The 21,705-nt window shown below is 44.6% G+C and carries 20 protein-coding genes, 1 pseudogene and 1 riboswitch; of the genes and pseudogenes, 8 read left to right on the top strand and 13 right to left on the bottom strand.

Annotation, left to right across the window (positions count from 1 at the left end):
- Nucleotides 1–12 precede the first annotated feature (12 nt).
- Nucleotides 13–1,023, bottom strand: coding sequence for an alanine racemase (locus tag CFH81_08165; protein ID DAB40168.1), 1,011 nt, complete (start codon nt 1,021–1,023; stop codon nt 13–15).
- Between the two features lie 157 nt (nt 1,024–1,180).
- On the opposite strand from CFH81_08165, the gene CFH81_08160 reads away from it, so the two are divergent.
- Nucleotides 1,181–2,179, top strand: coding sequence for an agmatine deiminase (locus CFH81_08160; protein DAB40167.1), 999 nt, complete (start codon nt 1,181–1,183; stop codon nt 2,177–2,179).
- Here CFH81_08160 and CFH81_08155 read toward each other — a convergent pair.
- On the bottom strand, nt 2,176–2,811 hold the full coding sequence (locus CFH81_08155; protein DAB40166.1) for a hypothetical protein: 636 nt from the start codon (nt 2,809–2,811) through the stop codon (nt 2,176–2,178). The two genes, CFH81_08160 and CFH81_08155, sit on opposite strands and share 4 nt — an antisense overlap.
- Nucleotides 2,812–2,827: 16 nt before the next feature.
- Nucleotides 2,828–2,905: riboswitch (cyclic di-GMP riboswitch) on the bottom strand.
- 109 nt (nt 2,906–3,014) lie between these two features.
- Between CFH81_08155 and CFH81_08150 the strand changes: the two genes are divergently transcribed.
- On the top strand, nt 3,015–3,887 hold the full coding sequence (locus tag CFH81_08150) for a carbon-nitrogen hydrolase (GenBank protein DAB40165.1): 873 nt from the start codon (nt 3,015–3,017) through the stop codon (nt 3,885–3,887).
- Nucleotides 3,888–3,958: 71 nt separating this feature from the next.
- Here the strand turns inward: CFH81_08150 and CFH81_08145 are convergent, their stop codons facing one another.
- Nucleotides 3,959–4,558 carry an NUDIX hydrolase gene (locus tag CFH81_08145; protein DAB40164.1) on the bottom strand — a complete coding sequence of 200 codons (600 nt, stop codon included), beginning with the start codon at nt 4,556–4,558 and terminating at the stop codon, nt 3,959–3,961.
- On the bottom strand, nt 4,536–5,831 hold the full coding sequence (locus CFH81_08140) for a peptidase M24 (GenBank protein DAB40163.1): 1,296 nt from the start codon (nt 5,829–5,831) through the stop codon (nt 4,536–4,538). The genes CFH81_08145 and CFH81_08140 overlap by 23 nt, the downstream gene beginning before the upstream one ends.
- A 139-nt stretch (nt 5,832–5,970) precedes the next feature.
- On the opposite strand from CFH81_08140, the gene CFH81_08135 reads away from it, so the two are divergent.
- From CFH81_08135 to CFH81_08125, 3 genes are all read left to right on the top strand, one after another.
- Nucleotides 5,971–6,651, top strand: a complete 681-nt coding sequence (locus tag CFH81_08135; GenBank protein ID DAB40162.1) for a hypothetical protein — start codon at nt 5,971–5,973, stop codon at nt 6,649–6,651.
- Nucleotides 6,652–6,757: 106 nt separating this feature from the next.
- On the top strand, nt 6,758–8,146 hold the full coding sequence (locus CFH81_08130; GenBank protein ID DAB40161.1) for a glycolate oxidase subunit GlcD: 1,389 nt from the start codon (nt 6,758–6,760) through the stop codon (nt 8,144–8,146).
- Nucleotides 8,147–8,306: 160 nt separating this feature from the next.
- Nucleotides 8,307–9,122, top strand: coding sequence for a hypothetical protein (locus CFH81_08125; protein ID DAB40160.1), 816 nt, complete (start codon nt 8,307–8,309; stop codon nt 9,120–9,122).
- A gap of 31 nt (nt 9,123–9,153) precedes the next feature.
- Here CFH81_08125 and CFH81_08120 read toward each other — a convergent pair whose 3' ends face one another.
- The 9 genes and pseudogenes from CFH81_08120 to CFH81_08080 form a co-directional block, all read right to left on the bottom strand.
- Nucleotides 9,154–10,416: a transporter gene (locus tag CFH81_08120; protein DAB40159.1), complete on the bottom strand. Its 1,263-nt coding sequence runs from the start codon at nt 10,414–10,416 to the stop codon at nt 9,154–9,156.
- Between the two features lie 9 nt (nt 10,417–10,425).
- Nucleotides 10,426–11,859 (bottom strand): replicative DNA helicase, encoded by a 1,434-nt coding sequence (locus CFH81_08115; protein DAB40158.1) that lies wholly within the window; start codon nt 11,857–11,859, stop codon nt 10,426–10,428.
- 27 nt (nt 11,860–11,886) lie between these two features.
- Nucleotides 11,887–12,951 (bottom strand): 4-hydroxy-3-methylbut-2-en-1-yl diphosphate synthase, encoded by a 1,065-nt coding sequence (locus tag CFH81_08110; GenBank protein DAB40157.1) that lies wholly within the window; start codon nt 12,949–12,951, stop codon nt 11,887–11,889.
- A 99-nt stretch (nt 12,952–13,050) separates the two neighbouring features.
- Nucleotides 13,051–13,410, bottom strand: coding sequence for a four helix bundle protein (locus CFH81_08105; protein DAB40156.1), 360 nt, complete (start codon nt 13,408–13,410; stop codon nt 13,051–13,053).
- 65 nt (nt 13,411–13,475) lie between these two features.
- Nucleotides 13,476–15,326, bottom strand: a complete 1,851-nt coding sequence (locus CFH81_08100) for a primosomal protein N' (GenBank protein DAB40155.1) — start codon at nt 15,324–15,326, stop codon at nt 13,476–13,478.
- A 1-nt stretch (nt 15,327) separates the two neighbouring features.
- Nucleotides 15,328–15,795, bottom strand: coding sequence for a prepilin-type cleavage/methylation domain-containing protein (locus CFH81_08095; protein DAB40154.1), 468 nt, complete (start codon nt 15,793–15,795; stop codon nt 15,328–15,330).
- A 412-nt stretch (nt 15,796–16,207) separates the two neighbouring features.
- Nucleotides 16,208–16,393, bottom strand: a pseudogene (locus tag CFH81_08090) (prepilin-type cleavage/methylation domain-containing protein).
- A gap of 84 nt (nt 16,394–16,477) precedes the next feature.
- Nucleotides 16,478–16,699 carry a hypothetical protein gene (locus tag CFH81_08085; protein ID DAB40153.1) on the bottom strand — a complete coding sequence of 74 codons (222 nt, stop codon included), beginning with the start codon at nt 16,697–16,699 and terminating at the stop codon, nt 16,478–16,480.
- Between the two features lie 35 nt (nt 16,700–16,734).
- Complete coding sequence (locus tag CFH81_08080) at nt 16,735–16,953, bottom strand: hypothetical protein (protein DAB40152.1); 219 nt, start codon at nt 16,951–16,953, stop codon at nt 16,735–16,737.
- 93 nt (nt 16,954–17,046) lie between these two features.
- Here CFH81_08080 and CFH81_08075 point away from each other — a divergent pair, with 93 nt between their 5' ends.
- The 3 genes from CFH81_08075 to CFH81_08065 all read left to right on the top strand — a co-directional run bounded on the left by CFH81_08075 (nt 17,047) and on the right by CFH81_08065 (nt 21,704).
- The gene (locus CFH81_08075; protein DAB40151.1) at nt 17,047–17,397 is read left to right on the top strand and encodes a four helix bundle protein; all 351 of its coding nucleotides are present in this window, start codon (nt 17,047–17,049) and stop codon (nt 17,395–17,397) included.
- A gap of 68 nt (nt 17,398–17,465) precedes the next feature.
- Complete coding sequence (locus CFH81_08070; protein ID DAB40150.1) at nt 17,466–19,439, top strand: excinuclease ABC subunit B; 1,974 nt, start codon at nt 17,466–17,468, stop codon at nt 19,437–19,439.
- Nucleotides 19,440–19,616: 177 nt separating this feature from the next.
- On the top strand, nt 19,617–21,704 hold the full coding sequence (locus CFH81_08065) for an RNA degradosome polyphosphate kinase (protein ID DAB40149.1): 2,088 nt from the start codon (nt 19,617–19,619) through the stop codon (nt 21,702–21,704).
- The last annotated feature ends 1 nt before the right edge of the window (nt 21,705 follow it).

Here is a 21,705-nt window from a genome sequence, read left to right as displayed (position 1 = left end):
TTTTTTTGGGCATTATTGATCCAATACGCTTCTTGGTATATCAGCTGACAAAGCGGTTGTCATCTCATAGCTGATCGTTCCAAAATACCGCGCCGCTTTTTGTGCGTCATTCATGATGCACACCTCATCTTTATCGGTTGCCAAAGAGAGAAAATCCATCGAAACGCGGCCAAGTATAGGCACGCCTTCGCCGGTAATATAAGGTTTTTTACTCTCTCCCCTGCGCCAACCGTCTCCATAGCCCAGATCGTAAGTTGAGATCTTCGTCGTTTTGGAGGCTTTAAAATCTCCCCCGTATCCGACCCTTTCGCCTGATCGCAAAACCCTTGGAGAGACTTTTTTGGCATAAAGAGAAAGTACGGGCTTGAGATCTATCTTTCCATAGATATCAGGAAGCTCATTGTATCCGTATGCGCCGATCCCTACACGCACCAAATCTTCATCAAAACTGTGGGTACGAAAAATGGTTGCCGAATTGTGAGAATGGAATCTGACAGTCGAAAATCCGGCTTCTTTGACTTTTTGTTTCACGTTCTCAAAACATTTCTGCTGCCAAAAAAGTTCCGAACTGAGTATGTCGGCGCTGCGGTAATGCGTCATCACACCGACAAGGTTCAAACCTCTTTGTCTTATGAGATCCAATGCCGCATCAAGTTCATCGGGTGCAATACCATTTCGGTGCATCCCCGTATCCACTTTGAGCTCCACCCTGACTCCCGAGGGTACTTTTTTGATCTGCTCCAGGCCGTTAAGTGCAAAAGAACATGTTTCGTCTTCATTAAATTCTCCGCCAAGTATCAAAACAGTATCAAATAATGTTTTAATCTTCTGTGCCTCTTTATAATTTTTTACCACTGCATGTTTGATGCCGTAAGCCCGGCTAAGTGCAGCCATCTCTTCTATCCCGTGACCATAGGCATTGTCTTTGAGAACAATACCTATCTTTTCAACTGAGCCGGTTTTTAGGGCAATTTGGTTAAGATTATGATAAAAATGTTGTTTATTGAGTATGATAAATGCCATAGGTGATTATACTTCCCTCTGTATAAAAAAGGGATGAAAGCGGCTTTACAAGTAAACAAATATAAAAACACGGTATCAGCCGTTTGGCTTTTACCGGCCATCAAAAGAGTCAAAGAGAACCGCTTTGAGATTAAATAAACAAAGGACCGCAAAGAGAATGAGAAGAATGATCGCAGAGTGGGAAAAACAGCGGATGATACTGCTCTCTTTTCCCCATGAAAAAACAGATTGGAAAGAGGATCTCAAAGCATCCCTTACTCCTTTTGTGCGAATTGCCCAAGCTGTTGCCTATGCCCAGCCGGTATATATCGTCTGTCAAAACAAAGCCAAGATAGCCGATCTGTTTTGCTCCACGCACAATATGACTTTTATCGAAATTCCCACCAATGATACCTGGATCAGAGATTACGGCTATATCAGCGTTGAAGAAAATGGCACGGTCAAGCTGCTTGATTTCACTTTTGACGGATGGGGCGGCAAATTTGATGCTTCACTTGACAACTGCGTCAATCAACAATTGCATCAAAAAGGCTATATGGGAACCGCTCCGATGGAAACGATCCCTTTTGTGCTTGAAGGCGGATCGATCGAAAGTGACGGCGAAGGCACCATTCTTACCACCTCGGAGTGCCTTTGCAACCCCAACAGAAACGGCGGACTGAGCAAAACAGAAGTCGAAGAAAAACTTAAGATTTATTTGGGCGCAAAAAGATTTTTATGGCTTGATCACGGCTATCTGGCCGGAGATGATACAGACAGCCATATTGACACTTTGGCCAGACTTGTCAACAAAGAGTCCATTATGTATGTCAAGTGTGAAAACAAAGAAGACGAACACTACAGTGCACTCAAAAAAATGGAAGAGCAGCTTCGTGCTTTTACCACTTCGCAAGGCAAGCCCTATACGCTCATTCCTTTGCCTATGTGTGAAGCCAAATTTGACAAAGAAGGAAATCGCCTCGCTGCCACCTATGCCAACTTCCTTATCACCAACCATGCATTGATCTACCCTGCCTACGATGCGCCTCAAGATAAAGAAGTTCATGAAATATTTAAAGCGGCATTTCCCGATAAAGAGATTATCCCCGTCAATTGTCTTAAACTGATAGAACAAGGCGGTTCCTTGCATTGCTCTACGATGCAAGTGGCCTATTAGCGTCTGTAGCCGAGATTAAGCGTCCAAAATGTTTTGTAACGGGTGTCCGGATTGATGCTTTTTGTTAAGGCCATTTCTCTAAAATTCGGATTCATGATATTGGCACAATGCGAGGGGCTCTTGACCCATGCCTGAACAATATCCGGCAACGTTTTTTGTCCTGCTCCTATATTTTCAGCAAATGCAAACGCTTTTTTGTAAGTATACCCATGAAATTTACCGCGTTCCGAGGCTTGACTTGCCTGTCTCATCCAGCTTTTCTTCATGCCCGTCACATCGGTTGATTTTCCTGAGCCCGCATGGCAAAGCATCCCGTGTGTTGCCATATCTTTGGAATGCTCCATGGAAGCCCTATAGAGCTTGTCACTCCATTTAAGCGGTGGTGCTGCTTTGAAAGCACCCTTGTTGCCGCATTTTCTTGGTTGACTTCTAAGTATATTGATCGCATCCAGATAAGATTGGATGACGGTTTGATCCGAATCATACCGATAAGAACTTTCATTGCCTGCAGACCGGCTTCCTTCAAAACTTTCAGCAAACAGATTTGAAGACACAAAAAGAAGAAATACTGCGATATGTCCTGCTCTCTTCATCTTTTTTCCTTTATTTTTGTGCAATGCAAAGAGAGACATACATGATTATTGTATCATTGGCAACCTGGCGATCTTCTCAGCAAGACCCATGGTTTTCCGTCCCTGCTTCACAAAAAGTTTGGCATTTTTCAACTAATGATTATATTATCCAAAGCACATTTAAATGTTTATTAATTCCTGTTTTTTGATATTATCGCCGCCTTATGTTAAAATACGGGGAAAAATCACAAAAAGGCAACAGGATGCAGATTGCGCTTATACAACAAAAATTCTACGGCAATAAAAGCAAAACGGTTGAAGCAACCCTCAGAAAGATACAAGAAGCAGCATCAAACAACGCAGAATTGGTGATTCTCCAAGAGCTTCATCAAAACGAATACTTTTGCCAGTCAGAAGAGACAAAATTCTTTGACTATGCCGCAAATTTTGAAGCCGACGTTCTCTTTTGGAGCGAGACAGCCAAGGCAAACCGCGTCGTCCTGGTCACCTCTTTGTTTGAAAAGCGTGCTCCCGGACTCTATCACAACACCGCAGTTGTATTTGAAAAAGACGGTTCTGTGGCCGGAAAATACCGCAAGATGCATATCCCTGATGATCCCGGATTTTATGAAAAGTTTTATTTTACGCCCGGGGATTTGGGTTTTGAGCCCATTCAAACGTCTGTAGGCAAACTTGGGGTGCTTGTATGCTGGGACCAGTGGTATCCTGAAGCGGCACGGCTTATGGCGCTCAAAGGAGCCGAACTTCTTATCTATCCCACTGCCATAGGGTGGTTTGATGCAGACAGCGAGGAAGAGAAACAAAGACAGCTCAATGCTTGGATCACAATACAGCGTTCTCACGCCGTTGCCAACGGTGTTCCGGTTCTTAGCTGCAACCGTGTGGGCTTTGAAGCAGACAGTTCAGGCGTCATGCACGGGATACGCTTTTGGGGGAACTCTTTTGTCTGTGGAGCTCAGGGAGAGATTCTGATCCAGGCAGATCATGAAAACGAAGCCATAGTGTATGCCGCTATCGAACACAGCCGCACCAAAGAAGTGCGTGACATTTGGCCGTTTTTGCGTGACAGACGCATCGATGCCTACGAAGAGATACTCAAAAGATATTGCGACTAGGTTATTTTATTGCTGCAAAAGATACGTTTATTCTGCCCAACGAATAAACCTTCAAAGCGGCAGACAGAGCGTTATTTAAAATTTGGCTGTATGTTGCACTGTTCTTTTTGCATGAAAAACCACATAAAGGCAAACAAGAGTCCGGGTGTTTTGACGATAGTTTCATCATACATTAATTTTTCTGCCTCAACAAGGGGGAGCTCAACCACTTCGATCATTTCACTATCCACACCGCCGCCTTTGCTTACTTTCATCGCATCATTGACCGTTGTATAGTAAAGCGTCTGTTTGCTTCCGGCAAAACCCACCGACGTATAAAACGAGGTAATTTTTTTGATCTGTTTTAAAGGAACTCTATAGCCGCACTCCTCTTCTATCTCCTCTTGTACAATTTGCTCCAAAGTCATCTCTTTATCTACAATCCCGGCACACAGTTCGATACTCATTCCCTCATTGTTGTGGACATACACAGCCGGCCTAAACTGCCGAACCAAAACAAAAATATCTTTTTCTTCATGATAGAGAAGCACAGCTACACTGTCATGTGCCTGTACGACTTCCCATGTTTTAGATATACCGTTTTGTTCATATCTGGCCAAAGCGGTCTTTACAAATTTTGCATCATTGAGTGCATGAAGTGTAAAATTTTCAATCTCGTTCTTGTGTATCATTGGCAAACTTCTCTCTGTCTTTGAGATGCACGCTTTGTAATTGTGTTGTTCCCCATACATAAGAAGAGGCATTTTGATCTTGATAGACCGATAATGCTTTTTTGTATTTTTGGGCATCTTTGATTTCTACTTTTTTATATTGTGTGCTTGTGACATCTTCATATTTGGTAAATTTTTTCAATACAGTTGCCGCTCTGGATTCTCTGCGCAATACCTTCATCGGATCAATCCATCTTCCATGTTTCATCAAACCAAAATGCAAATGAGGACCCGAGCTTACACCGGTGTTGCCCGAATACCCTACAATTTGCCCTTTTTTGACATACTGCCCGGCTTTTGCGCGTATCTTGCTTTGATGCGCGTACAAAGAGACATACCCTCCTGCATGCTGTATCCTGATTGTGTTGCCGTACCCCGCTCTCCATCCTGCATCTATGACTTTTCCGTCATTGACAGCCAAAAGAGGAGTACCTTTCCTTGCACCAAAATCAGTCCCTTGGTGGGGACGGTAACGACGTAAAACCGGGTGCCATCTTCTGTAAGAGAAGCCCGAGGTAACACGCACATTATGCAAAGGCATACCAAAAACAGCCTCCTGTCCGGAAGCAGGAACCCGACGCGTGTAAACAATTTTTTTCTTTCCTGTGACCTGATAAGAGATTGATTTTTGGGTGTCATCGTAACCGTATCCGTCATCATCCACATAAATAAACTGTTCTTTGCTGCCCATAACCGCTCTTATTACTTTTATATTGGGCATCTGACTGAGTTTGCCCAGTCGCGTCCTTTGGTTATAGACAAAATCGATTTCATCTCCCGGATGAAATTTTTTTGTATTCACAACGCCCTTTAAGGCTTGGCCGACCCTCTTGGCTATATTTTGTTGATTTACAGCTTCAATGGTGTCCGCATAAGGATTGCTTTTGATATCGACTTTTCCATAATAATCATTTTCTTTATACTCGATAGGAATAATATCAAAACCGTACCCGCCGTCTTGTCTGTAAAGATGAATCTGCATCTCTTTACCTATCGGAATAAGCGCATGAAGCAATGTCCCGTTTGCATCTTTGGCTTCATAATAGCGGGAATTACCGCGAATATCTGAAAGAAAAGTTTGATCCTCTTCTGAAATAGAATTCAACAATGCCGCTGAAACATTGCGTGAGCTTAAATACTGCGAAAAATTTATGCCGCTTTCCCATTTTTCATACGTCACTTTTGCTCCAAATAAAATGTGCATCATCAACATCCATACTATGAGGTATTTCATTGCGCTCCTTTTATTGGAACATTATTATAGCCTAAATAACTAAAGAGAGCCTCCGCGTCATAGCTATTGGCATATCTCAATAGACTTTTAATATTTTACTTGTATAATCTACCCCATTCTATATTATAAAGGATTCGCTATGCGTAAAATAGCCCTATTGCTTTTGACTGCCTTGCCGCTTTTTGCAGATTTTTTCCCGTCGACGGTACAAACAACTGTTTCACATGTTGGAGAAAAAGGTATTACGCTAAACCAACCGCTTCCCATCAATGGCATGAGCGGAGTAGTCGTTCATACCTACAGTGATAATCTTCATACGGTTACTCATCGTGTGGCTCAAACTTCTTCCCAGGGAAGCGCTGTGCTTATTGATATGCCTATCATACATCACGACAGTCTTCCCGGTATCAAAACCGCCGTACGCGCCAATGATAAAGTGATCGGCGGATATCTCTATGACAACGTCTTGCTCTTGGCCCCTGATGCCCAAACCTACAGCAAAATGACTTCACAATACCCCAAAACATGGATACATCCGGACCTGTATGCCCTGTTTCTTTCCCAAGAAGGCGATGAGGTTCCCACCAAAGAAAACCTTGCAAAATTTGCCGAAATGTATCAAGTAGGTCTTGTATGCATCATGCATAAAGAGCGCGCTGTACTGCTTGATCCTTTTTCGGGCAAGATAGTGGGGCAAAAGTCTATCAGCGGAATGCCTGCGCAAGGACAATATCCTTTTTTTATGCACTTTGACGAGATAAAATCAGGATGGTTTAGCAGCAAAAAGGGAAATTATTATCAAACGATGGGGTCTATTTGATGAGAATGCTTTTTGAGCAAAGCCCAAAAACCTACGCTAACGCTGAGCCAACGGCTGAAGTTGGCTCATGCGGCTGGCCGCATTTGTTAAACAGTGAAGGAAAACCATGCTAGATACAAAACATATCAAAGCTTTTGAAGAACTTGTAGGCCAAGGAAATGTCTATAGCGACAAGGCTCATCTTATCGCTTACAGCTATGATGCGACACGTACGCGATTTGAGCCTGATGCCGTTGTTTTTCCCCGAGACGAAAATGATGTCAGCGCGATTTTAAAATACTGCAATACCCATCATATCATCATCACACCACGAGGCGCAGGATCAGGATTTACAGGCGGCGCGCTCCCCATTCAGGGAGGCATTACGCTTGCGATGGAAAAGCACATGAATAAAATCCTCGAAATAGACATGGAAAATATGGTAGCGGTGGTACAGCCCGGAGTTATCAACATGGACTTGCAAAAAGCGGTAGAAGCGGTAGGACTTTTCTATCCGCCCGATCCGGCGAGCGAGCAGTACTCTTCGCTTGGCGGAAATGTCAGTGAAAATGCAGGGGGTATGCGCGCGGCTAAATATGGCATTACCAAAGATTATGTGATGGCGCTGCGTGCGGTACGTGCGAACGGCGATATCATCCGCGCAGGAAAAAGAACGATCAAGGATGTAGCGGGCTACAACATCGCAGGCATTCTTATCGCAAGCGAAGGAACCCTCGCCGTTATCACCGAAATCACCCTTAAACTTATCCCTAAACCTAAATTTACCAAAGCCTATATGGGAATTTTTCCTTCTGTGGAAGCAGCGATGAATGCCGTGTTCAAATCACTCGCAGCCGGAGCCAATCCCGTAGCAATGGAATTTCTAGACAGTTTGGTTGTTCATGCGGTCAAAGAAAAATTAGGCGTTGATTTGCCCGAAGAAGCCGGAGCGCTCCTGATCGGAGATGTAGACGGCAATGTGGAACAGGAAGTCTCTTTTCAGCTGGAAATCCTAGAAAAATCATTCAAAGAAAACGGGGCACAGGAGTTTGTTGTAGCCCACGATGCAGCCAAAAGAGAAGAGTTGTGGTATGCAAGAAGAAACGCTTCTCCTTCTATCACCATTTTTGGAAACAAAAAACTCAATGAAGATATCTCCGTACCAAGAAGCATGCTGCCCAAAGCGCTCACACGTATTTATGCCGTCGGCAACAAGTATGGATTTAAAGTGCCGTGCTTTGGCCATGCGGGAGATGGCAACATTCATGTCAATGTCATGCTGGACAATCCCGATGAAGCGCTGCTTGAAAAAGGGCATCATGCGATACAAGAGATTTTTGAGCTTGTTGTAGAGATGGGCGGAACCCTTAGCGGCGAACACGGCATAGGCACGAGCAAAGCGCCTTTTATGAATATCGCTTTTAACGAAGAGGAGCTTGCTTTGTTCAAAGATATCAAGAAGGCCTTTGATCCCAACAATATCTTAAATCCGGGCAAAATGGGGCTGCCAAATTAAAAAAGCATTTGCTTTTTTAAAATGAAAAATGAAAAATGAAAAATGAAAAATTATTGAAAAGAAACTCTTTTTCTATTTTATTCAATAAACGCATTGTACAGCAAGGCATATCGACACCCTTCACTCTTCACTCTTCACTCTTCACTAAAAGGGATCTTTTATGAGATCCCTTTTAAAATACTATTATGTTTTTCTTCGTGATTTTTTCAAAGATCTTTTTGATGACAAATTGGGGCATTACGCATCAAGTCTCAGCTGGAGTACGCTCTTTTCGATCATCCCCCTTATGGTTATCCTTTTTTTTGTTTTTACCACGCTGCCTTTGTTTGATTCTGTGTACGATAAAATAAAAATTCTGTTATTTTCAAACATGATGCCCACGGATTCCAAAGAAGTGATAAACTACATAGATACGTTTATGGCAAACTCAGATAAACTGGGAGCAGTCGGCGCTTTTTATGTCACTTTTGCCGCCGTTATGTTCTTTAAGAACTATGACTATATCGTCAATGATATCTTTAATGTACCGACCCGAACCGTCTGGGGTGCGATCAAGACCTATCTTTTGCTCCTTCTGATCATCCCTTCAATGATGGGAAGTTCGTTTTACTTCTCAGCGTTTATACAAACGTATCTCGACAAGAGCAGCGTCACCAGCGTCATACATCTCTACAACTTTTTGCCTTACTTTATCTCATGGATGATCTTTTACACCGCCTACCAACTGTCTGCAAATATTCCTATCAAATTTTCCGCCGCGATCATAAGCTCTTTTATCGCCTCTTTGGTATGGTACGCATCAAAAAGTGCTTTTGTCTTTTATGTCCTCCACAACAAAACCTATACCAGCATCTATGGAAGCATCAGCACGCTGCTCTTTTTCTTTTTATGGATCTATATCTCCTGGGCGATTTTTCTTCACGGACTAAAGTTTTGCGACCTGCTCAACAAAGACGAAGAGATAAAACATATTTGACAATGAAGCGCTTACTCATTGGATGTATCTGTCAGATAAAAAGGTAAACCCCGTACCCTGTCGCCCCGCTTAGCGTAGCTAAAAACAGCGGTCTGCTCCAAACCGCACCTAAAGAGAGCAGGACATATGCACCAAACCCCCACAAAGGCAACAGCATCTGTTCTCCGCCATGAGGGAGATTGAAAAGCCATGCCAAAGGTTCATCGAGCATATCACCCCACTGCAACAGATGCAAAACCATTGCCAAAGGGTAAAAGGGAACAAACAGCAGCGACAGCAGCGGCGAAAGAAGCTGATAGGGCGTTGTCAATCCAAAAACGGTATGCACCACAGGCAGCATGAGTACAAAAATGCCCAGAGGAATAACCACCAAAGTCACCAGCCACTTAGTGGCATGTTTTACATAGCGCAACACCAAAAAAATATAAAATACGCCCGCCACCGAAAGCCAAAAACTAAGAGAGACCAGCAAAAAAGGAAAAAGTACAGCAAGCGCCGATACAATCGTTGTCAAAAATGTAAAGCTAAGCAGTTCAACTCCTGTAAGCAAAACGATCCATCCTGCCAAGACCATAGCATACGAACGCACCAAAGAGGGCGGAAAATCGACAAACCATACATAAATCCCCAAACACACGATACTCACCAGCCCCACATCAAACAAGGCATGCCTATAGGGAAAATAGCGTTGCTGTGCGATGCTGTACGGCAACAGCAGCAGTCCATACACAATCCCCCACACTATCCCCAGATGAAATCCGCTGAGTGCAACAAGATGGCTGATTCCGAGCATGGAGATCTTTTCTCTCAATGCTTGATCTAAAGGAGTGGCAAAGAAAATAGCATTGTAAAAAGAGTCAAGCGGATTGCCCCGGTGCTGCGACGCCACTTTTTGCAGCAGCGTGTCTTTGGCTGTCTTGGGAAGATGCTCTATGGTTTTGATACGGCTCTTGACAAAAAACGTCCCCAGATACCCCCAAAAAGTGATCCGCTTATCAGGCAAAAGCTGCAAGTGCACCCTGGCATGTTGAAAATCTTTTTTCTGATAATTTGTAGTATAAAATGTCAACCCTTCATCACTGCGAAGCTTCAACACCCGGTAGGTTTTGCCGTTTTGGCTTTTAGTGTAAGACAACAGCACATCCGCATGGGTATAGAAAAAAGGTTTATTGATAAATGCTTGATACTCCTGATAGAGAAAGGCGAGACGCACCGCCAACAGAACCATCAAAAGACCCATCACCCCCACAAAGGTTTTGCTGTCTAAAAAAAGTTTTGGTTTTTCCAGCTGCATGCCAAAAGTCTAGATGTGAGGTATTTCAATGTGCCCTTCTCTCATGTCCACATTGCCCTCTTCATAAACAACCTCAAAAGCCGGAGAGTGGGAGGCATCGACAAAACGGGTGTATTTTTTCTGAAAGACCAACTCCACCGTCCCTGTCGGACCGTTTCTTTGTTTTCCGATGATGATCTCCGCTTCCTCTTCGGGTTTTTTTCTAAAGTCGCTGCTGTACTCTTTGCCCTCAGCTCTGGCTTTCATCTCTTTTTCTTTCTCTTTGGCCTCACGGTACACATCATCGCGGTAAACAAATAAAATAATATCCGCATCCTGCTCGATCGCTCCTGATTCCCTCAGGTCTGAGAGCATCGGACGTTTGTTTTCCCTGGATTCAAGCGAACGGTTGAGCTGTGAGAGCGCCACGATAGGGATCTGCAATTCTCTGGCAAGCTGCTTGAGCCCTCTGGAGATCTCTGAAACTTCCTGCTGTCGGCCTTCTCTGCCTTCGCCGCTCATCAACTGAAGATAATCTATCACCGCCAGCGTGATCTCCGGATGCCGGGTCTTGAGTTTTCTTAGTTTGCTTCGCACATGATGGATCGTAGCGTACCCTCCGTCATCCACAAAAAGCTTCTTTCGCGAGAGTTCATCCACAGCAGCAGAAAGCTGGCTCCACTGCTCATCCATCAAATCACCCACGCGCAAAGATTGAAGGGGGATAGATGTTTTGGCTGAAAGCATTCTGAGCATCAACTGCTCTGCAGGCATCTCCAGTGAAAAAAACGCCACCCCTTCATTGCGTTCGATGGCTCTAAGCGCCATATTGAGCACCAGGGCGGTTTTACCCATCGCAGGCCGTGCAGCGATGATGACCAAATCTCCCTTTCCAAATCCCGATGTTTTTTCATTGAGATTTTTAAATCCCGTATCTGTCCCGATCAACCTGGAATTGCCTAGCGCTTTAAGGCGCTCGATCTCTTCCATCATCGCAAAAGCGATCTCTTTGGATTCTCTAAAATCTTCATCGGTACTGTTTTGGGTGATCTCGTAGAGTTTTTTTTCTACAAGATTCATGATCTCTTCGGCAGGAAGATCATCCTCCATCGTTACTTTTTTGATCTCGGTTGCCAACGTCGCCAAAGCTCTTTTGCTTGATTTGGCTTTGATCTCGGCAAGATAGGCGGCGGTGTTGGTGATAGGATTTGCCGAAAGCAGGTCAAGCATCGCAATTTCATCAAATTTACCCTTTGAGACCAGCTTGGAACGCAAAAACTCTTCATCGATGGGTTTTTCTTCTTTGCTCAGTTCCTCCATCGCTGCAAACAGGTATTGGTGAAAGGGGAGATAAAAATCATGCGGTTTGAGTTTGGCTGCGATCTCCTCATAGGTTTGAGGATCAAAGATGATCGACGAAAGTACGGCCCTTTCGATATTGAGATTATACATATTTTCCATCAAAACTCCTCACTCTTCACTCTTAATTTTTCACTCATCATTTTGCTTCGCAAACTTTTCAACCTCTTCGACAAACCTATCAACCAGCTCAGCTTCGGGAAGTTTTGCCACCACCTCGCCTCTGACCATCACCATCCCCATGCCTTTTCCGTAGGCTATGGCGACATCGGCGTGTTTGGCTTCGCCTATGGCATTGACCACGCATCCCATCACCGAAACATCCATCGGCGTTGTGATATGCGCCGTTCTTCTTTCCACTTCCGCTACGGCGCTGACCAGATCGGCCTCTATCCTGCCGCAGGTAGGACAGGAGATGATGTTAAGCCCGTCTTTGACACGACCGGAATCTTTCAAGATGGCACGCCCTATCTTGATCTCCTCTTCAAGCTCCCCCGTGATGGAGACACGCAGCGTATCGCCTATCCCGTCAAGCAAAAGCGCGCCTAAGCCGATGGCGGATTTGATCGTCGCATGAAAAATCGTCCCCGCTTCGGTCACCCCCAGATGAAACGGGTAGTTATTTTTGGGGCGCAGCATCCTGTAGGCATCCACAGTCCTGTCCACATCAGAAGCTTTCAGGGAAACTTTGATATCGGTAAATCCCAAATCTTCCAAAAATTTGATGTTATACTCCGCACTCGCCACCATTCCCTCGGCGGTTGCACCGTACTTTTGGTCAAACTCTTTTTCAAGCGAACCCGCATTGACCCCTATGCGTATAGGCAAAGAGCGCTCCTGACACGCTTTGACGATCTCTTTGATGCGTCCTTTCTCACCGATATTGCCGGGGTTAAACCGGATGCAATCTACCCATTTTGCCGCTTCAAGCGCAAGCTTATAGTTAAAATGGATATCCGCAATCAGCGGCAGCGAGATCTGCTCTTTGATCGCTTTAAGCGCCAGCGCATCTTCCATCGCAGGCACGGCAACCCGCACCATATCCGCCCCTGCAAAATGCAGCCGGTTGATCTGCTCTACCGTTGCAGCGACATTGTGCGTGTCACTGTAGGTCATCGACTGCACCGAGATAGGCGCATCGCCCCCCACCCCCACACTGCCGACATAGATCTTTTTGGTAGGATAGCGTTCTTTCACGATTTTCTCCTTTGGGAAAAAAATGAAGAGCAAGGAATAAATAGTGAATAGTGAATAGTGAATAGTGAATAGTTCTGGTATGTACACTCCGTGTACTTTTTATTGATGGTCATTCTTTTTCTCTTTTCCTGTATTGATGCTGCTCGTCAATATTTTGATAAGCTCTTCTACGTCTGAGTAAATGCTGTTTGCCATACTATCATTTAAGTAATCACAATCTTTGAGAAGCCTGATCCAATATCTGCTTTCATTTGCTTCTTTCAGTCCAATAGAAAGTTTATTGATAAAATCAGCCTTTGATTGTGCATAATGCGCTTCAGAAACAAGAGCGCCTATTGCAGTACCCGACCTAAGCAATTGCTTACTCAGCGTATACTCTTTTTTCTCATCTTTCAAATACGCATTTAACTTGACAATACGGATAGCAAATTTATAACTTTTCTCAGCCAGTATACTCATAAAAAATATTTTACCGAAAACTACCGTTATTCACTATTAACTATTCACTATTCACTTCGAATTTTCTACGAAAATTCGACCGGGTCCATATCGATCTCTATCTCGCGGCAATCTACTCCGTGAAGCGCTTTGAGCAAAGGGACTCTGTTTTTTGATCTTAGCAAAATTACAAACCGGTGCTTGCTTGCTATTTTTTCTACGGGCGCTTTGCCGTGGCCTACGATCTCTATCCCTTCAAAGGTTTTAAGTTTTGTCACTATATCCAAAGTGATTTTCCCTGCTTTGCTTTCGTCTTTATGGGCGATAAGTATCCTTGAGAGCGAAGCAAAAGGAGGATAGTGCGCCATCTCTAAAAAGGCCAGTTCGTCTTTGATGAACCGTTCATAATCCTCCAGATAGGTTTCAAAAAATGCCGCATCGCCCGTCTGCACGATCACTTCGGCTTTTTTGGCGCGCCCGCTCCGCCCTGCGATCTGGAAAAGAAGGCTCATCGCACGCTCTCTGGCACGATAATCCGCCAACCCCAAGATATAGTCAAGTCCCATGATCACGCTTAAGGTGATATTGGCATAGTCGTGCCCTTTGCTGAGCATCTGCGTCCCCAGAAGCAAATGGCTCTGCCCGCTTTCAAAACGGTTCAATGCCTCTTCAAGTTTCCTAGGCGTAGTAATGCTGTCTTTGTCGAACTGTTCTATCGTGATGCCCTCGATCGCGCCCCTGATCACTTCGATCGCTTCTGCCGTGCCCATGCGTTCGCTTTTAAGCGGCTGATGCCCGCAGTACGTACAGGTATCCTGTATCGCTTCGGTGAAGTTGCAGTAGTGGCACTTGAGATGCCGTTTGTTTCTGTGCAGCGCCATACCCACCGAGCAGTACGGACAAAGATGGGTCTTTCCGCATTTTTCACAGTAAAGATACTTAAAATTGCCTCGTGTAGGCAAAAAAAGCAATCCTTGGTCTTTGGCTCTAAAGTGTTTTTCTATGGCGTTAAGTATGGGCTCATTGATGCAGTCGCCTGCGATGAAACGGTATGTTTTTTCCGTTTTGATGTAAGCGCTTTCGAGTTTCACGGCATCGTACTTATAGTAGCTGCCCGCACTCGGTGTCGCAGAAGCCAGCACCACTTTTGCGCCCAGTCTGCTTCCCATCAGCACCGCCGTATCTCTGGCATGGTAGCGCGGACGCGTCATCGCCTTGTAGCTGTCGTCATGCTCTTCATCCACGATGATGAGCCCCACATTTTCAAGCGGCACAAAAAGCGCCGAGCGGGCGCCTGCAACGATACGTACTTTGCCGCTGTAGATCCCCTCGAGGATGGATTCTTTTTTTTTCTTGGTCAGCCCGGAGTGCCACATCGCCACACTGTCACCGAAATACGCCCGCAGCCGTTTTTCCATCTGCGGCGTCAGCGAGATCTCGGGCATCAAAAAGATCGCTGTTTTGCCCTCATGGAGCATCTTTGCCATAAGAGAGATAAAAATCTCCGTTTTCCCCGAACCCGTCACCCCAAAAAGCAGCGCTTTGTCTTTTTTCAGAAGTTGGCTGTAAGCTTTTTGTTGCGATTGGGTTAATGTCGGAACCTTTCCGCTATTCACTATTAACTTCTCACTATTCACTTCTCTTTGATTTATCCTAAAAGGGATAAACAAAGAGACCGCTTCCCCCCATGAAGAGAAATAGTACTCAGCGATAAACTTGGCAAGCTCCATCTGCCGGGGCGCATAGAACCTATCGCTTACCGAAATGATCTCGGCCGTTTCAAAATCAGGCTTTGGTGCGCTGCGGATGACAACAGCCTCTTTGTGTGTCTTTTGCAGCGGCACCGACACGACAGCGCCTATGGCAAGCTTTTCTTCACAATGGTAGGTCAACGCCGGCGCGCTTGAGCGCAGCAGCAGCACTTCATAATAGTACAATTTACTTTGTCAGCTCTTGGCAGTTTTCATCGGTGCTTGATTTGCACACAAAGCGATTGTTGCTAAGCGTAAAAACGGCCGTACCCGAAACGGGCATCACAAAGGTATAGTCCCCGTCTCCCGAATCCACCCAGCACCCTTTTGAAGAGGCCGCAGCGCAGGATATCGGAGGGTACTCCAGCACGGGGCTGCTCGTGTTGCCGTCAAAGCCGTCAAAGATAGGCTTATCGTATCCGCTGTCACTGCTCAGTGAAGTGATAGGATCAAAATCCCCCCTCAAGATACGCTTTTGGCGTTCGGTTGCCACCGCGTTTCTGACCGAAGAGACCGTCGTCATCGCTTTGGTGACGATCGCATCATCCCGTGTCACCGCCAGTTTGGGTACTGCCACCGCGGCAAGTATCCCTATGACCACGATCACAAATACCAGTTCCACCATCGTAAATGCTTTTTGCGTTCTGTTTTTCATCTGTTCCGCTTTGATATGATTTATGCGGTTAGTATATCACACAACGAAAAAAAAGAAAAGTGAAAGTGAAAAGAAAGAAAAAAGAAGAGACCTCCAAGCGAAGGCTTGGGAGGTATAAAACTTAGCGTACTACTTTTACGCCACCAAGGCTATGGGGTGTAGCTACCATTGCTTTTATAGCTGGATCATTAAGAACTCCATCGCATATCGGAGTACCGCCTGTTGATGTTATCGTAACAGTCGAACCATTTGCATCAGTCGCAAAAGTAATACAAGCTTGACCTGCTGGATCATCACACAATAAAAAATTACTACCCGCGGTCGTAGCGTTTGACTCTGTACCACATGTGCTCTCAAAAGGAACATCCGTCGCCTCAGTAATTTTAGTAGCTGGATCTATCCACTTAGCATTTCCCTGTGACGTATAAAATGCCGTCATATCTCCCAATCCAGTTCTTGCATTTGCAATAATATTTGAAACTTTCGCATCGTCTCTTGTTGCTGCCAATTTAGGTATCGCTACCGCTGCTAATATCCCGATAATTACGATAACAAAGATCAATTCGATCATTGTAAATCCGCGTCTCATGTTTTTCATGATTAACTCCTCCAACCTTTTTAGATCCGGCTCTTCGCCGGTCGACTAACAGTATAAATCTTTATACCTTAAATCAAAATAAAATCAAAGGCCATCAAGCGTCTCGATGAGCAACTCTATCTCATCTTCATAGCTGGTGGCCTGTTTTGCCAGGCGAAGATAGGCTTTGAGCAGTTTGTCGGGTGCATTGTCTTTGTGCAGTTCCACTCCCGCCTCTTTAAGGTCCCTGTTGACAAAATCTGCAAAATCGTCCTCGAGTTTGATCTCATAACGCTTCCCGGAGATAGTCAATCCTACATTTTTCACTCTTAATCCTTAGTAGTTAGTAATGAGTAACGAGCTTATGAGAGCAGCGCCTCGACTTGGGCGATGATCTTCTCGATCTCTGCATCTTTCTCTTCAAGCTCGCGTTTAAGCGCTTCTATCACTGCGGCTTGCTGATTTTGCGAATCGGCCGTAGTGTCCAGCCGGTTTTTAAGTTGTGCATTTTCCTCTTTAAGCGCCTCGTGATCTCTTTTCCATTGTGCTATTTTCTCTTGTAATCTGTGTAGTGCAGACATCTTTTTCGCTCCATAATATATAAATGTATTTGATTTGCTATAATAGCAAAAGAATTAGAAATTAGAAATTAGAAATTAGAAATTGAGAGAAAAATGCAGGAAAATAATATCTTATATGATAAAAGTTATGCCTTTTCTATTCGTGTAGTTAAACTAGCGCAATATCTTTCTAAAGAAAAGAAAGAATATATTTTAAATAAACAAATTACTCGTTCCGGTACGGCTATTTGTGCTTTAGTAAGTGAATCAAAATTCGCACAATCAAGAGCAGATTTTTTAAATAAACTTATGATTGCCCTTAAAGAGGCAAACGAGACACAATACTGGATAAATCTGCTCTACGACACAGACTATCTTTCAAAACAAATGCATGATAGCCTTTTAAATGACAGTAAAGAACTTGTAAGTTTATTGGTTTCTATCACTAAAACCCTAAAAAAATAATGGCATTACAAAGTAATGCAAACCACAATTTCTAATTTCTAATTTCTAATTTAAAGAGGGGGGAGATCATGCCTGATTTTACAGTAAGCAGTCCATACAAGCCTGCCGGAGACCAGCCCGAAGCGATCAATCAGATCAGCCGTTCGATCATGGAAGGCAACCAGTACCAAACCCTGGTGGGTGTCACGGGATCGGGGAAAACCTATACGATGGCAAAAGTGATCGAAACAACCCAAAAACCCACTCTGATCATGACGCACAACAAAACGCTTGCTGCGCAGCTTTACAGCGAATTTAAAAGTTTTTTTCCCAACAACCACGTGGAATACTTCATCAGCTACTACGACTACTACCAGCCTGAGGCTTACTTGCCGCGCCAAGACCTGTTTATCGAAAAAGACAGCTCCATCAACGAAGAACTGGAGCGTTTGCGGTTGAGTACGACAGCCTCTTTGCTTTCGCATGATGACGTGATCGTGGTCGCTTCGGTATCTGCCAATTACGGACTCGGCTCGCCTGAGGACTACCGCTCGATCGTGCAAAAACTCTGCGTGGGCGATGAGTACAACCAAAAAGCGCTGCTGCTTCGGCTGGTGGACATGGGATATAAGCGCAATGATGCCTTTTTTGACCGGGGGGATTTCAGAGTTACAGGAGAGGTGATAGATATCTACCCTGCCTATGCTGAAGAGTTTGCGGTGCGTGTAGAGTTTTTTGGGGATGAAGTAGAAGCCCTTTACACCTTCAACTCGCTTACCGGCGAAAAAGAAGAAACCAAAAAAGAGGTAACCATCTACGCCGCCAATCAGTTTATCGTAGGAAAAGAGAAGCTTGCCCAGGCGATCAAAAGTATCGAAGAGGAGCTTGCGGAGCGTTTGGCCTACTACCAAAAAGAAGATCGCATGATAGAATACCATAGGCTCAAACAGCGCACCGAGTTTGATCTGGAGATGCTCGAAGCCACAGGGATATGCAAAGGGATAGAGAACTACTCCCGACATCTTACAGGCAAAAAACCCGGCGAAACGCCCTATACGATGATGGATTATTTTGAAACGATGCATAACGATTATCTGGTTATCGTCGATGAATCCCATGTGTCACTGCCGCAGTTTCGCGGCATGTATGCAGGAGACCGAAGCCGAAAAGAGGTTTTGGTCGATCACGGGTTTAGGCTTCCTTCTGCTTTGGACAATCGGCCGCTGATGTTTAACGAATACATCCACAAAGCGCCCCATTTTCTTTTCGTCTCTGCCACCCCCTCTGCGCTTGAGCTGGAGCTTTCTTCTACTGTCGCGCAACAGGTCGTACGTCCCACCGGACTGCTTGATCCGCCTATAGAGGTGATAGACAGCACCTATCAGGTCGAACATCTCTATGACAGAATGAAGCCTGTTATAGAAAGGGGCGAACGTGTCCTCATCACGGTATTGACCAAAAAAATGGCCGAAGAGCTTACTGTCTACTATAATGACCTTGGACTCAAGGCGCGTTATATGCATTCAGAAATGGACGCCATCGAACGTAACCAAACCATACGCTCTTTGCGTTTGGGGGAGTTTGATATTTTGGTAGGCATCAACCTTCTCAGAGAAGGGCTTGACCTTCCCGAAGTGAGCCTCGTTGCCATACTTGATGCAGACAAAGAAGGTTTTCTGCGTTCAGAGACCTCCTTGATACAAACTGCAGGAAGAGCCGCGAGAAATGTCAACGGACAGGTGCTGATGTATGCCAAAAGGATAACCAAATCGATGCAAACCACCATCGATGTCACACAAGAGAGAAGACAAAAACAGCTAGCCTACAACAAACACCACGGCATCACTCCCCAAACAACGCTCAGAACGCTTGATACAGACCTTAAGGTGGAAGATGCCGGCGAACTTTACAGCAAACAAAGCAAACTGGACAAAATGCCCAAAGCCGAGAGACAAAAACTGATGCAGGAACTCAAAGCAAAAATGCTTGCCGCTGCCAAAAATCTCGAATTTGAAGAGGCTGCAAGGCTGCGCGATGAGATCGCCAAGATCAAAAAACTGTAACTTTTTGATCAATTAACAGGTAAAAATTAAAAATTAAAAATTTTAGTATGCACTTTTGTCAAAGTGCTTTTATTTTGCTATAATCCTTCCAAGCAATAAGAAGTGGAGCCGCTGCACCGCTTACCGAAATTTTTAATTTTTACCTTTTAATTTTCAATTCAAACAATGGAGTTTTTTATGTCGCCGGATCTGAATTTATCACAGCTCTACTTCAACCGTGAACTCTCATGGCTTCAGTTCAACTCCCGTGTTCTTGCTCAGGCCATGGATGAAAAACTTCCTCCGCTTGAACGGTTGAAGTTTCTTGCCATCTACGGAACCAATCTAGATGAGTTTTATATGATACGCGTCGCAGGCCTCAAGGCAATCTTTAAAGCCCGCATTCAAGAAACAGGGGCAGACAAGCTCTCTCCCGCCGAACAGCTTGAGCAGATCCAGGAGTACCTGCACAAAGAAAAAGAAGTGCTTGAGTCCTGCTATACCTCTGTCATCTCTCAGCTTCACAGTCACGGAGTTAGCATCAAACGGTTTCATGCGCTCGATTATGAGGAACAAGCACAGATCAAAGAGATATTTTTGGGTGAAATCTATCCCGTTATTCTTCCTATCGCCGTCGATGCGACACATCCCTTTCCGCACCTCAACAATCTCAGTTTTGGTCTGGCCGCGACACTTAAGGATGATTTTGGACACATCAAGCACGGATTGGTGCGTATCCCAAGGATTTTGCCGCGTTTTATACCGCTGGGTCAAACATTTGTTCCCATAGAGAGCATTGTAAAACATTTTATCTCTGAGCTTTTTCCCGGTTTTACCGCTATCGCATCCACTCCGTTTCGAGTCACACGCAATGCCGATATAGAGATAGAAGAGGAAGAAGCAGATGATTTCTTGGAACTTCTGCAAGAGGGTTTAAGATCAAGAAATAAAGGCTCTCTGATACGCCTTGAACTGATCGAAGGGGGAGACAGGGATCTTATCCACTTTTTACTCTCTCACCTCAATCTTGACGATAAAGATATCTATTCTTACAAAAACGTGCCGCTTAACCTCGGAGGGTTTTGGCAGATCGTGGGAGACCAGGCACTCTCCCATTTGACGCTGCCGACTTTCAGCCCCAAGACATTGCCTCCGCTTGACAGCGAAAATATCTTTGATGCGATCGACAAACAAGATGTTCTGCTCTATCATCCTTTTGACAGCTTTGATCCTGTGGTCAAATTTATCCATCAAGCCGCCGCCGATCCCGAAACGCTTGCCATACGCATGACACTCTATCGCGCAGGGCAAAAATCCCCGATCGTAAAAGAACTCATCGACGCCGTAAGAGACGGCAAACAAGTCACCGTGCTTGTTGAGCTTAAAGCGCGGTTTGACGAGGAGAACAATCTCAGATGGGCAAAAGCATTGGAAAATGCAGGCGCACATGTCGTGTACGGCATCCCCGGGCTTAAAGTCCATGCAAAGATCGCACAGGTGCTCAAGCGAAAAGGAAAGACGCTCAAAAGCTACGTACACCTGGCAACAGGAAACTACAATCCCAGCACAGCCAAGATCTATACAGATATCTCCTACTTTACCGCCAAAGAGGAGTTTGGCAGCGATGCGACACGTTTTTTCCATTTTCTCACCGGTTTTTCAACCTTTATGAAACTCGATACACTTCTTATGTCGCCCACACAAATAAAGCCCAAACTTCTTCAGCTCATCACCGAAGAGAGCAAACATAAACACGATGGACACATCATCCTCAAAGCCAATTCACTAGTGGATACAGATATCATCAAAGCACTTTATCTCGCTTCGATGGAAGGATGCAAAATAGATCTGATCATACGAGGCATTTGCTGCTTGAAACCCGGCATCAAAGGGCTGAGCGAAAACATTCATGTCTATTCGATCATAGGAAAATATCTCGAACATCCCCGTATCTATTTTTTCAAGCATAGTGAGGTAAGATGCTATATAGCAAGCGCGGATCTTATGCCTAGAAATCTTGTAAGACGTATTGAATTGATGACTCCCATTTTTGAGGAAAATCTCTCACGAAAAATCGAACAGATTATCAAACTCCAGCTTGCAGACAATCAATTGCGCTGGGAACTGCAAGAAGACGGAAATTATGTAAAAGTTCCTCTTTTTGGCAAACCTATCAATAATCATGAAATTTTAGAAGAATATGTCAATAAGATCCATGATAAAACTAAAAAAGAAACACCTGATTATGTCAATCGTTTGGCAAACCGTATATTAAAGGAGACATGAC

The sequence above is a fragment of the Sulfurovum sp. UBA12169 genome (assembly GCA_002742845.1).
Taxonomy (GTDB): Bacteria; Campylobacterota; Campylobacteria; order Campylobacterales; family Sulfurovaceae; genus Sulfurovum.
The sequence above is the reverse complement of the archived record's forward strand: the minus strand, read 5'-3'. Positions and strand labels throughout refer to the sequence as shown.